This is a genomic window from Sebaldella termitidis ATCC 33386 (assembly GCF_000024405.1).
GTDB classification, from domain to species: domain Bacteria; phylum Fusobacteriota; class Fusobacteriia; order Fusobacteriales; family Leptotrichiaceae; genus Sebaldella; species Sebaldella termitidis.
Genome location: NC_013517.1, coordinates 2272216 through 2284815 on the forward strand (window position 1 = coordinate 2272216; position 12600 = coordinate 2284815).

Consider the following 12600-nt stretch of genomic DNA (forward strand, 5'->3'; position numbering starts at 1 on the left):
CCTTATATTAATTAAATTTTTTATATTTTCCTTTGGCAACTATTCCCAAAACATCAAAGTTATCATTCAGAATAGCAAAGTCAGCTACATATCCGGGCTTTATAAAACCATATCTGTCTTCTACAGATATTGCCTTGGCCGGGTATGAAGTAGCCATTCTCAAAGCTTCTTCTTTTGGCAGGCCTGTATGATGGACAAGATTTCTTACTCCTGCATTCATAACAAGGGCTGAACCGCCAAGAGTACCGTTTTCATCGAAGCATTTACCATTTTCATGAAAAACCCTCTTACCTTCAAAGATAAATTCTTTCATGTCAGTACCAGCTGGACTTACAGCATCAGTTACCAGATATAATTTATCCTGAAGTACTCCGTGGGCTATTCTGATACTTGCAAAGTCACTGTGAAAGCCATCAGCAATAACTCCTGCATAAATATCTTTCTTATCAAAGATGAAGCCTACAACTCCGGGTTCTCGTGAACCAAATTCTGTCATGGCATTAAAAAGATGTGTGGCATTTTTAAAGTAATCTTTTTTAGACTCGCATTCTGAATATTTTGCAAAAGTATGGCCGATAGAAACATGAATTCCGGCACCCTTTAATTTCTCAAGATGTGCAGGCTGTGCTTTTTCCGGAGCCATAGTAATAATTTTTACTGTTTTATTTCCGGAAGAAGCAATTCTGTCTACCATATCATCTGAAAGTATTCTTATGTAATCAGCATTATGTATTCCTTTTTTTTCAAGACTAATATTAGGGCCTTCAATATGAAGTCCGAGAACTCCTATCTGCTCCATATCATTCATATTATCAATTAAATCAAGAGATTTTAATATTTTTTCATCCGGTGATGTGATTAATGTTGGTAAAAATGAAGTACATCCATATTTCTGGTTTGTTTCATTCATTATTTCCAATGTTTTACGGGAAATATCATCATTAAAGAGAACACCGCCGCATCCGTTCAGCTGCAGATCAATAAAGCCAGGTGATAAAACAGAATTATTAAGGTCAATAGTCTCTTTGTCAGTGTAATCTGACAGTTCAGATTCCGGCAGAGTTTTAATGATTTTGTCATCTTCAATTAGAACAGCAGTATCATTAATAAATGAATTTCCGTCAAAAATTCTACAATTTTTTAATATCATGGAACAGCACCTCTATTTCAGTTTTAATAATTCCTCTTTTAATTTGTTTGTATCAAGATTTTCAGCTTCTATTTCTTTAAAATAGTTATATGTTTTTACTTTTAATTCTACAGCTGCAGATTCATCAACAACAACAATTGCTCTTCTGTGTAATTGCAGTGCTGAAAGAGTACAAAGATGATTAACTCCGTTTTCTATTCCCTGATGTACAGCATTTGCTTTTTTATACCCGTCTGCCATTATTACTACTTCCTCAGAGTCAAGCAGAGTTCCTACTCCTACAGTTAATGCTACTTTTGGTACTTTGGTAATATCATTGTCAAAAAATCTTGAATTAGCAAGAATAGTATCATAAGTCAGTTCTTTGTCTCTTGTTCTTGATTCAAGCGAAGAACCGGGCTCATTAAATGCAATGTGACCGTCTTCACCTACACCGCCTAAGAATAATTTTATTCCACCGTAAGATTTTATTTTTTCTTCGTACTCCTCACATGTTTTTTTGATATCAGTAGTTAATCCGTCAAGGATGTTTATATTTTCTTCTCTTGCATCTACATGCTTAAAGAAAGTATCATACATAAAATAGTGGTAACTTTGCGGATGATCAGGAGCCAGTCCGATATATTCGTCCATATTAAATGTAACAACGTTTTTGAATGATACAACTCCGTCTTTATGTAATTGGATCAGATTTTTATATGTTTCCATAGGAGTGCTGCCTGTAGGCAGTCCCAATACGAATGGTCTGTCCTCTGTTGGTTTGAATTCCAGTATTTTTTTTGCAGTATGGTAAGCTACCCACTTTCCGATATCTTCCTTGTCTTTTAAAATGATAAGTCTCATAAAAAATTCACCTCTCTATATAATATTTAATAAATAAATTTTACTATCTATATTAGTTATACTATATTAAGTCTAAAAAATCAAGGTTTTTTGAATTAAAATAAAAAAAATGAAAAAAAGAGTATTTTTAGTATTTCCATAAGAAAATAACTGTAAAAAAGAAATTAAAATTCATTTTATATGAATAAGTGTGAATCTATTTTTGAATTAGGTTTTTTTATTGTAAACAAAGGGTTAGATTGTGTTTTTTTGAAAAAATCATATGAATTTCTAAGAAAGCAATAATTGCTAAAAATATTTGATTTGAAATTTATAAAATTAAATTTTACCAATAAAATCAATATAAATTTATATGTAAGTCTATAAAAATGAAAATTCAATAATTTTTTTCAATAAAAAATTATATTTTGAAAAAATAGAAATATTTTTTTTAAACCTATTGACTTTTGAAAAAAACGTGGTATTATAATAGTGAATTTGAATTCAGATAATGATTCGGAAAATGAATTATAAGTTGGTGATAGCAATGTTTCAAGTGAAATTAAAATCTGTATATAACGATTTAACAAAATCAGAAAAAAAAATTGCTAATTTCATAATGAAAAATTTTGAGAAGACAAAAACAATGACTTCATATGATATATCGAAAAAAGTCAATGTGGGGCAGGCAACTGTCATCAGATTCTCAAAAAAGCTGGGGTATAGTAGTTTTAATGAACTTATAAATTCAATCAATAAATTAGATCAGGAAGATATTCTGGAAAAAAATATTAGTCTGGGAGATGATATAGCAACAACTAATACAAAAATAGCCAATCAATATATAGATGTCATAAAACTGACACTTGAGCTGAATCCGGTTTATGTATTTGAAGAGGTTATAGAGGCTATAATTGCAGCTGAAAGAATAGTGGTTTTGGGAATAGGCAACTCTGCGATTGTATCCACAGACTTTGTAAATAAGCTTGCCAGAGTGGGAATGAATGCCTTTACCAATCTGGACACACATTTACAGTTTTCCATGATTTCCAATCTCGGAAAAAATGACTTACTGATACTGATATCTGATTCTGGAGAAACGAGAGAAATAATCGAAGCTGCTAAGCTGGCAAAGCAAAATAAAACAAGAATAATTTCGATAACAAAGTTTACTAAAAACAAGCTTCATGCTTACTCTGATTTTATTCTGAAAACTGCAAGCTTTGATATTAATCTCCGGCTAGATGCCACTACATCCAGAATAACACAGTTTACAATTATTGATATGATTTTTATAAATATCTTAAAAACAGATTTTTCCAAGTATAAGGAAATAATTACAAACAGCGATAACGCTGTAAAGCTACTAAAATATTAATAAAAAATATTTGATAAAAAAGAACAATTAATTTTGAGAGGTGTGGTTTTAATGTTAGCAAAATTACAAAAACTAGGGAAAGCATTGATGCTTCCGATCGCAGTACTTCCAATAGCTGGTATACTTTTAAGAATAGGACAGCCGGATGTTTTGAATATGCCTTTTATAGCAAGTGCCGGCGGAGCAATATTTGATAACCTGGCAGTATTATTTGGTATAGGTATAGCAGTTGGACTGGCAAAAAACAATGACGGTGCTGCAGGATTAGCAGGGGCAATAGCCCATTTTATATTATTGGCAACAGCAACAACAATAGTGGCAGCAAGATATCCTGATCTGAAATTCAGTGTGGGTGTACTTACAGGGATAATCGGAGGTATTACTGCAGGTCTACTTTATAATAGATTCCATGATATAAAAGTTCCGGAATTTTTGGGTTTCTTTGGCGGAAGACGTTTTGTTCCTATTATTACAGGTTTATTCGCACTTGCGGAAGGTGCAATTCTAGGACTTATTTATCCGATATTTGATCTTTTCTTTACAAAAACTGGTACATGGATTGTAAATTCAGGACCAATAGGATCATTTGTATTCGGACTGCTTAACAGATTATTAATCCCGACAGGATTACATCACATATTAAACAGTTTCGTATGGTTTGTATTTGGAACTTACAATGAAAAAACAGGGGATTTGAACAGATTCTTTGCAGGAGATCCTAATGCTGGTCAGTTTATGACAGGATTTTTCCCGGTAATGATGTTTGGTGTAGCCGGTGCTGCATTAGCAATGTATCTTACTGCTAAAAAAGAAAGAAGATCTGAAGTAGGCGGAATGCTTATATCAGTGGCTTTAACAGCATTTTTGACTGGAATAACTGAACCGTTTGAATTTCTGTTTATGTTCTTATCACCAGTATTATATCTAATTCATGCTGTCTTAACAGGGTCATCTATGGCGTTAACATATGCAATGGGTATGAGAGACGGTTTCTCATTCTCGGCCGGGGCAATTGACTATTTTCTGAATTTCGGAATAGCAACGAAACCTTTGGGTATAGCTTTATTCGGGGTAGTATATTTCTTCTTGTACTTTGTGATATTCTATTTCATGATAAAAACATTCAATCTTAAAACACCGGGAAGAGAAGATGAAGATGTAGCTGCAATGACAGCTCCTGATCTTGGAATAACAGAAGAAACAGCAAAATATGTAGAACTGTTAGGCGGTATAGATAATATAAAATCAATAGATTCATGTATAACTAGACTAAGACTTACAGTAAATGATTCAAGCAACATAAGTGATGCGAAATTAAAAGCACTTGGAGCAAAAGGTGTAATCAGACCATCAAAAGACGCAGTACAGATAGTGTTAGGACAAAAGGCTGAAAAAATGGCTGACGAATTAAGAAAACTAAAGTAACTTAAATTACATATATTTTGGGAAAGAGACTCTTGGATACAGTATTATTAACAAATTTTTACAGATAATTATTACTAAAAATATTATTTGAATTAAATATTGTGATATATTGACCAGGGTCTCTTTTTCCGTGTAAAAAATGGAGCAGTGAAGAAATGAAAATAACTTTTAGCATGAGAAACAGCTTGGTAATATTTATTTGATTAGTTATATTTTATAATTATATATTATTCTAGGAGGTAATATCACATGAAAAAATTATTATTTTTATTAGGAGTTCTTGCGGTGACATGCGGTGTGTCATATGCTGCAAATGGGGATGATCGTGGAGTGAGTGATGACGATCTTAAACAGATTCTGGTTCCCGGTCAGCCTGAATGGAAATTTTTAGTAAGAACTTATGTGGAAAGAGAGGATTTTGATAACGGATCACCGCTTATCAACGGCTCATACGAAGACGGCTTATTCTGGGGAGTAGGATTTAATGCCGGACTTGGAAAGTGGAATTTTGATTTAGCAGCAGAAAGAAGATGGGGCGGAGATTGGGATTCTCCAGATTACGATACGATGAGAGTGGATTACAAAATCAGATATCAGGTTATTCCTCAATTAGGTGTCCATTTTAAGTACAGATCAGAAAACAGAGACAGAGATTATGGAAAATCAACTTGGTATAATTCTTCGACAAGAGACAGGGTAGAATTAGGGACAGATTTTGATTTCTTCGGCGGGTATTTCTCAGGATGGCTTGTGGGAGGACACGATGAAGATAAATTTGACAAGGTAGACCCTCTTACAGGATATGTAAACGGATCTGGAAGAGATCATGGTAATTACTGGGAAGGTGACTTCGGACCTACATTTAAATTAACAGACAGAATATCTTTAAGACCAACTATTTATACAACTGGAGAATACTATGATAGCTACAGAATGACAGAAGAGCAGTTCAGATTAATGGCTACTTTCAAGGTTAATGACAGAGTGGAAATCATGCCGAGAATAAGAATGACACTTGATAAAAACCTAAGAAACAAGCCAAATACAGAAACAGGATATGATATTGATTTTGCTGAAAGAATCAGATACGAATTGCTTGGAAATGTTAAGATAACAGACAAAATGAGTCTTTTCTTAGGACTTGCTTATGATGTACAGGATAGAAAACTTGTGACACCGGGTAATACTTCTGATGGAAAAGATATCAATATGTGGTGGTGGACAGGACAGCTAAGTTACGCATTTTAATATTTAAAATTAGGAAGAATATATATTTCTTGGTTAAGATTATGTCTAATAAATTAATTAACTTTATTAATATATAGAGCGGTCATACAGGTTATAACTTTGAAGAGAAAAGTGAGAAAAATTTCTCTTCAAAGTCTATATTCAATAAATTAATTAACTTTATTAATATATGGGAATTAAATATATATAGATAAGAAAAGGAGAAAATAATATGGAAAAATTTACTGCGTTTTTGGAAAAACATCTTATGCCGATTGCAACAAAATTAGCAACAAACAAATACTTAACAGCCTTAAAAGATTCATTTGTTTATACTATGCCGTTTTTGATAGTAGGGTCAGTAGTCCTTCTTTTGGTAAATCTGCCAATAGGAGCACCCGAACTTTCAGAAGGTGTAAAGAACCCTATGTATGTGAAGTGGTATGGAGACTTTATGGCGCTGCATAAGGCATCTTTAGTTCAGCCGTTTTATGTAAGTATGGGAATAATGTCTATATTTGTAGCTTTCGGAATAGGATACAGCCTATCACAGCAGTATCAGCTTAATGCCATTACAGGAGGATTTCTATCATTATTTACCTTCCTTATAATGGGTGCTAAATTTGACTGGTTGCCAATTGGTGAAGCAACAGGAGGACCTGCATTATTTCACATAGCAGAAGGCGGATGGATGCCTGTGATGGACGGACGGTATCTGGATGCAAACGGATTATTTACGGCAATAATCGGAGGCTTTATAGCAGTGGAAATATACAGATTTATGTTAAAAAAAGGATTTGTAATTAAGCTTCCGGAGTCAGTTCCGCCGGCAATAGCAAGATCATTTGAATTGTTAATGCCTATAGTTGTGGTAATAATTATATTCCAGCCGCTTAGTATCTTTGTACAAAGTAAGGCAAATGTAATGATACCTGAATTACTTATGGGAATTGTAAGACCGATAATAAAAGCTTCTGATACTCTGCCGGCAGTATTGTTTATACTATTAATAGTACATTTATTGTGGTTCTGCGGACTTCACGGTGTAAACGTCGTGGTAGCAGTTATAAATCCGATTATTTTAAGCAATCTTGCGGAAAATCAGGCGGCATTGCAGGCCGGGCAGCAGATACCAAGAATATTCGCAGGTGGTTTTCTTGATGCATTCGTATATCTCGGCGGTTCTGGAGCAACAATAGGTCTGGCAATAGCAATGGCACTTTCAAAGAATGCCCATATGAAATCAATAGGAAGACTCTCAGTGGTTCCGGGAATCTTCAATATAAATGAACCGGTAATTTTCGGTGCTCCGATAGTCATGAATCCGGTATTGTTCATTCCGTTCCTGTTCGTACCTATGATAAATGCAACAATAGCATGGATATGTCTGAAAACAGGACTTGTAGGAAGAATAGTAACACTGGTTCCATGGACTACTCCGTCACCAATAGCAGCATTGCTTGCTACGAACTTTAATGTAATGGCTTTTGTATTAAGTGCATTCCTTGTAGTATTATCAACAATATTATATCTGCCTTTCCTGAAAGCATATGCAGATATACTTAATAAACAGGAAGCAGCTCAATAAAATCAGTATTTTGCTTTAAAAGTCATTAAATATCTGACAGATAAAATATTAGTCAGTAACCTGAATACATAGATAAAAACCCGGACTTCTTCTCATGATAAAAATATGGGAAGAAGTTTTTTTGAAAATATATTATAATAGAAATGTACCAGCATTATAAAAAAATATAATGAAAGGAGAAGTATATGAGAAAACTGGGAATATCCGTATATCCAGAGCATGCCGAACTGGAAGAAAATAAGAAATATATAGAATTAGCAGCAAAATACGGCTTTAGCAGGATATTTACATGCCTGCTGTCCGCAGAAGGTGATAAGGAGAAAATAAAGCAGGATTTTAAAGATATGATTTTACATGCCAAAAAATATAATTTTGAAGTAATTGCAGACGTAGTACCGAATATATTTCATGAATTTGGAATATCATATGGTGATTTGAGCTTTTTTCATGAAATGGGTGTAGATGGAATCAGGCTTGATGAAGGATTCAGCGGTAATGAAGAATCACTTATGACTTTTAATCCTTATAATCTTATGATTGAATTAAATGCGAGTCAGGTAACAGGGTATCTGGATAATATTATTTCTTATCATCCCGATAAACATATGCTTTTGGGATGCCATAATTTTTATCCTAAAAAAAGATCCGGACTTTCAAGGAAGCAGTTCATAAGAGGATCTGAGCAGTTTAAGAAATACGGAATAAGAGTAGCGGCATTTATTAGTTCGCATTCAGCTAGCTTCGGACCGTGGCCGGTATCAGAGGGGTTATGCTCACTGGAGGAACACAGATTTCTTCCTGTAGATGTACAGGCTAAAGACCTTTTCAATACCAATCTTGTAGATGATGTAATAATCGCAAACTGTTTTGCAAGCGAAGAGGAATTAAAAAAATTAAGTGAAATAAATAAAGCGCTTATGGTTCTGGATGTGGAGCTGGAAACTGAAATAAGCGAAACAGAAGAAAAAATTGCCTTTGAAGAGCTTCATTTTTTCAGGGGAGATGTAAGTGAATATACAGTTCGTTCGACACTTCCAAGAGTAAAATATAAAGAGTATGAAATTAAGCCGAATAATACGAGAAGTGTAAAAAAAGGAGATGTTCTTATAGAAAATTCCAATTATTCAAGATACAAGGGAGAGCTTCATATAGCCCTGAAAGATTTTGAGAATGAAGGAAATACCAATGTAATAGGAAGAGTAAGCAGCAGTAACTTCAGATTTATCGACCAGATACAGCCATGGCAGAAATTCAGATTAAAAAAAATATAATGATAGAGGTGATTTATGAAAAGATTGATAGGTTTTTTACTGTTATTTAGTATTTATTTTGCAGAACCATGTGTTACAAATTTTGAAAATCAAAAAATGATTGATGAACTTGCCCAGACCGGTATTTATTACTACTGGAACGGCGGGGATCTGAAAAAGGTAGAGGAGGAATTCTTTAAGGGAATAACTCTCAAAGGAAAATATGATGTAGTAGAAGAGTCTTTCAAGAAAGCAAGTATACTTGATCCTGAAAGACTAAACCTGAAATTTTCAGTAGCTTCTACACAGATCATTCAGAAAAAAGTGCCGGAAGCACTTGCTACTTATGAAGAAATCTTGAAACTGGATCCTAAAAATTTTGAAGCCGGTATCCTGCATGCGGGATATGCAAAAGCTACTAATAATCTAACTGTTTATAATAATGATATTGCCGCATTAAAGAAAATTTATCCTCAAAAAACAGAAGCTTATCTGAAAAAATTTAAAAACATAGAAAATGTAAGTAAAATGAGGCTAAATGTAAAGGCAGAAAATAAAAATGCTGACTTTATAGTAACACTGGGATACGCTCTTAATAACGACGGGACTATGAATGAGGTTCTCATAAAAAGGCTTGAACAGACATATGAAGCTGCGAGACTTAATCCTAATGCCAATATAATAGTCACAGGAGGCGTACAAAAAGGCGGGCTTACAGAATCATATCTTATGAAAAACTGGCTTGTAGAAAAAGGAATTGCTGCAGACAGAGTTATAATAGAGGATAAAGCAAGAGATACTGTAGAAAATGCTATCTATTCAACAGAAATATTAAAAAAATATAACCCAAAAAGAGTTATACTAATAACAAGTGCAAGTCATATAAGAAGAGGAACGGCATTACTGCAGGAAGCGGCAGATAATGCAGGATTAAAAATTACACTGGATAATCTGGTTTATTTGGATTACAAGACACTAAATGATGCAATGAAAGTAGAGGAAACTGAAACTTTGGTTATTTTCAGGGATTTATTCAGAGTATCTGGAATTTGGGCTTATCCGGGGATACAAAGATAAAAATAATTTTGAATATATTAAATAGACCTTTTATGCATTTTTATGATATAATATTGTGTAAAATAAAAATTTAGAAATAAATTTTTTATTTTATCAGAGTAACCATATTATTGAATTTATCAACAGGCTTAATGAAGCCGAAATAAAAATAATTAATATAGGATTTATTTTAGTCTTTAATAACAGTAAAAATGAAAAAATGAATAAAATTACAGAAACATAGTCAACAGACTTATTAAGATGAATAAAAGCCGGGACGGAAAGATTCAGTGCTGCTATGAAGATCATACCGACAATCAAAGGTTTTAAAACATAGAAGATAGTTTTCTGTATAAGCTGATCACTGTTTTTGAAATAAAAGCCGGATATAAAAAGCGTTATGATAAATGACGGCAGCACAACCCCGGCAGTACTTACCATTCCCCCGAATATGCCGAACATTTTATTTCCTACAAATGTAGCGGTATTCAGCGAAATAGGTCCGGGAGTAACAGCAGCTATTCCTACTATATTGGCAAAGGTAGAGCTGTCTATCCAGTTATGCTTATATATTATTTCCTTTTCAATCATAGGAATAATAACATAACCGCCTCCGAAACTAACTAAACCAATTTTGAAAAATGATATAAAAAGTTGAATTATTTTACTCATTATGCTCCTCCTTATCTGATACTTTTTTATCATCAAATTTTTCTCTCATTTTACTGTTAAAGAAAAAATATATAAATATACCAAGTAAAATACCAAATAAAATCACATAAATCGGATTTAATCCAAGAAATTTTACTGTTATAACTGATACAGCCAGCAGTATAATTCCGAGCTTATCTTTGATGCCGGATTTATATGCTGAAATGCAGGCAACAACAATAAGTGCCACTACCGCTGCATTAATTCCTCTCAGAGCTGTCTGGACATAAATATTTTTTTCAACAGAGTCAAAGAAGTAAGCGATAACAGTAATCGTAATGTATGACGGGAGAACAATTCCCATAGTAGTGACAAATGCTCCGATATTTTTCTTTAGTTTATATCCTATAAGGATAGAAGTATTAACAGCAATTGCTCCGGGTATAGACTGTGCTATAGTAAATAGATCTATAATTTCATCAGGACTGATCCACTTTCTTTTAGTTGAAATTTCCCTCTGAAATATAGGGATCATAGCGTAGCCGCCTCCAAAAGTAAAAAAGCCTATTTTGAAAAATATCAGGAACAACGACCATAAATTAACATTTTTTTTCATAATTTCGTACCTCAAAAATAAAGTTATTACTAACATATTAACATTTTTTTGCAAGAAAATCTATAATACTTTATGAAATGTGATAAAAGTAGGGTATAATATATTAGTGCAGTATTGTCCGTAAATATTGAATGTGATACTGCATGAGAGGCATAAAATTTAAGGAGGGATAGTATATGGAAATATTAGCTATGATTTTGGCAGGAGGAAGAGGTTCAAGGCTGGATATTCTGTCTGAAAAACGTGTGAAGCCCAGTGTTCCGTTCGCGGGAAAATTCAGGATAATAGATTTTACACTTAGTAATTGCTCAAATTCGCATATCTATAATATAGCACTGCTTACACAATATATGCCGTTTTCGTTAAACGAACATATTGGTTCAGGAAGACCGTGGGATTTTGACAGAAGAGACACCAGCATAACACTGCTTCAGCCTCATGAAAAACCGGACGGACATTCAAAATGGTATATGGGAACAGCAGATGCCATTAAGGATAATATCGAATTTATAAAAAGGAAAGAACCAAAATATGTCCTTATTCTTTCAGGTGATCATATTTACAAGATGAATTACAACTGGATGCTTAATGATCATAAAAATAATAATGCAGAGCTGACAGTAGCAGTAAAAAGAGTACCAATGGAAGAAACAAGCAGATTTGGAATTTTTGAAGTAAATGAAGATTCAAAAATAATTTCCTTTGAAGAGAAACCAAAAGAGGCAAAATCTGATTTAGCATCAATGGGTATATATATATTTAACACAGATGTTTTGATAAAATATCTGGAAGATATGCTGGAGGAAGACCTTGATTTCGGAAAGCATGTGATTCCAAAGATGATAGAAGACGAAAGAAAGGTATTCACGCATACATATGACAGCTACTGGATGGATGTAGGAACTTATGATTCTTATCTTGAGGCAAATCTGGACTTAATAAAGAAATCAGAAGAGGTAGGAATAAATCTTTATGATCAGGACTGGAAAATATACACAAGAAGTGAGGATCTCGCACCTGTGAGAATAGGTGCTACCGGAAGCGTGCTGAACAGTCTTGTATGTAACGGATGTAAGATAGAAGGGCGTGTAGAAAATTCAGTACTGAGTCCCGGAGTAACAGTCAGAAAAGGAGCAACAGTAAAAAACAGCATTATTTTTAATAATACTTATATAGATGAGAATTCTCATCTGGACACTGTAATAATAGACAAGAAAGTTTATATAGGAAAAAACTGTCTGATCGGACATGGTGATGATCTGACACCAAATAAGGAAAAGCCCGAATTATTGGAAAACGGAATATCAGTAATAGGCAGAAGTACAATTATCCCTGAAGGAGCAGTGGTGGAAAGAAATGTACGTATTTGTACAAGGGCAAAAATAGATGATAAGAACAAATTGATTAAAAGTGGAGAAACATTAAGGAGATAATTTT

At 33.5% G+C, this 12600-nt stretch carries 11 protein-coding genes; 7 read left to right on the top strand and 4 right to left on the bottom strand.

Annotated features, from left to right (window positions below; translation table 11 throughout):
- Positions 1 to 7: 7 nt before the first annotated feature.
- On the bottom strand, positions 8 to 1150 hold the full coding sequence (gene nagA, locus STERM_RS10495; RefSeq protein ID WP_012861582.1) for an N-acetylglucosamine-6-phosphate deacetylase: 1143 nt from the start codon (positions 1148 to 1150) through the stop codon (positions 8 to 10).
- Between the two features lie 12 nt (positions 1151 to 1162).
- Entirely contained in the window at positions 1163 to 1993 is an 831-nt protein-coding gene (gene nagB, locus STERM_RS10500; protein WP_012861583.1) for a glucosamine-6-phosphate deaminase, read from the bottom strand.
- 502 nt (positions 1994 to 2495) lie between these two features.
- Here nagB and STERM_RS10505 point away from each other — a divergent pair.
- From STERM_RS10505 to STERM_RS10530, 6 genes are all read left to right on the top strand, one after another.
- Positions 2496 to 3350, top strand: a complete 855-nt coding sequence (locus STERM_RS10505) for a MurR/RpiR family transcriptional regulator (RefSeq protein ID WP_012861584.1) — start codon at positions 2496 to 2498, stop codon at positions 3348 to 3350.
- 51 nt (positions 3351 to 3401) lie between these two features.
- Positions 3402 to 4775 (top strand): N-acetylglucosamine-specific PTS transporter subunit IIBC, encoded by a 1374-nt coding sequence (gene nagE / locus STERM_RS10510; RefSeq protein WP_012861585.1) that lies wholly within the window; start codon positions 3402 to 3404, stop codon positions 4773 to 4775.
- A gap of 249 nt (positions 4776 to 5024) precedes the next feature.
- Complete coding sequence (locus STERM_RS10515) at positions 5025 to 6023, top strand: hypothetical protein (protein ID WP_012861586.1); 999 nt, start codon at positions 5025 to 5027, stop codon at positions 6021 to 6023.
- Positions 6024 to 6234: 211 nt separating this feature from the next.
- Entirely contained in the window at positions 6235 to 7590 is a 1356-nt protein-coding gene (gene celB / locus STERM_RS10520) for a PTS cellobiose transporter subunit IIC (RefSeq protein WP_012861587.1), read from the top strand.
- Between the two features lie 185 nt (positions 7591 to 7775).
- The gene (locus STERM_RS10525) at positions 7776 to 8861 is read left to right on the top strand and encodes a DUF871 domain-containing protein (protein WP_012861588.1); all 1086 of its coding nucleotides are present in this window, start codon (positions 7776 to 7778) and stop codon (positions 8859 to 8861) included.
- A gap of 15 nt (positions 8862 to 8876) precedes the next feature.
- Positions 8877 to 9917 (top strand): YdcF family protein, encoded by a 1041-nt coding sequence (locus tag STERM_RS10530; RefSeq protein WP_012861589.1) that lies wholly within the window; start codon positions 8877 to 8879, stop codon positions 9915 to 9917.
- 93 nt (positions 9918 to 10010) lie between these two features.
- Here STERM_RS10530 and STERM_RS10535 read toward each other — a convergent pair whose 3' ends face one another.
- Entirely contained in the window at positions 10011 to 10568 is a 558-nt protein-coding gene (locus tag STERM_RS10535) for a chromate transporter (RefSeq protein ID WP_012861590.1), read from the bottom strand.
- The gene (locus STERM_RS10540; protein WP_012861591.1) at positions 10561 to 11163 is read right to left on the bottom strand and encodes a chromate transporter; all 603 of its coding nucleotides are present in this window, start codon (positions 11161 to 11163) and stop codon (positions 10561 to 10563) included. Before STERM_RS10540 ends, STERM_RS10535 begins: the two co-directional genes overlap by 8 nt.
- 176 nt (positions 11164 to 11339) lie before the next feature.
- Here STERM_RS10540 and STERM_RS10545 point away from each other — a divergent pair, with 176 nt between their 5' ends.
- On the top strand, positions 11340 to 12596 hold the full coding sequence (locus STERM_RS10545; protein WP_012861592.1) for a glucose-1-phosphate adenylyltransferase: 1257 nt from the start codon (positions 11340 to 11342) through the stop codon (positions 12594 to 12596).
- Positions 12597 to 12600 lie beyond the last annotated feature (4 nt).

What these genes read in the sequence shown, in the direction of transcription:
- nagA (WP_012861582.1), bottom strand. Translation starts at nt 1,150, where the DNA reads ATGATATTAAAAAATTGTAGAATTTTTGACGGAAATTCATTTATTAAT.
- nagB (WP_012861583.1), bottom strand. Translation starts at nt 1,993, where the DNA reads ATGAGACTTATCATTTTAAAAGACAAGGAAGATATCGGAAAGTGGGTA.
- STERM_RS10505 (WP_012861584.1), top strand. Translation starts at nt 2,496, where the DNA reads ATGAATTATAAGTTGGTGATAGCAATGTTTCAAGTGAAATTAAAATCT.
- nagE (WP_012861585.1), top strand. Translation starts at nt 3,402, where the DNA reads ATGTTAGCAAAATTACAAAAACTAGGGAAAGCATTGATGCTTCCGATC.
- STERM_RS10515 (WP_012861586.1), top strand. Translation starts at nt 5,025, where the DNA reads ATGAAAAAATTATTATTTTTATTAGGAGTTCTTGCGGTGACATGCGGT.
- celB (WP_012861587.1), top strand. Translation starts at nt 6,235, where the DNA reads ATGGAAAAATTTACTGCGTTTTTGGAAAAACATCTTATGCCGATTGCA.
- STERM_RS10525 (WP_012861588.1), top strand. Translation starts at nt 7,776, where the DNA reads ATGAGAAAACTGGGAATATCCGTATATCCAGAGCATGCCGAACTGGAA.
- STERM_RS10530 (WP_012861589.1), top strand. Translation starts at nt 8,877, where the DNA reads ATGAAAAGATTGATAGGTTTTTTACTGTTATTTAGTATTTATTTTGCA.
- STERM_RS10535 (WP_012861590.1), bottom strand. Translation starts at nt 10,568, where the DNA reads ATGAGTAAAATAATTCAACTTTTTATATCATTTTTCAAAATTGGTTTA.
- STERM_RS10540 (WP_012861591.1), bottom strand. Translation starts at nt 11,163, where the DNA reads ATGAAAAAAAATGTTAATTTATGGTCGTTGTTCCTGATATTTTTCAAA.
- STERM_RS10545 (WP_012861592.1), top strand. Translation starts at nt 11,340, where the DNA reads ATGGAAATATTAGCTATGATTTTGGCAGGAGGAAGAGGTTCAAGGCTG.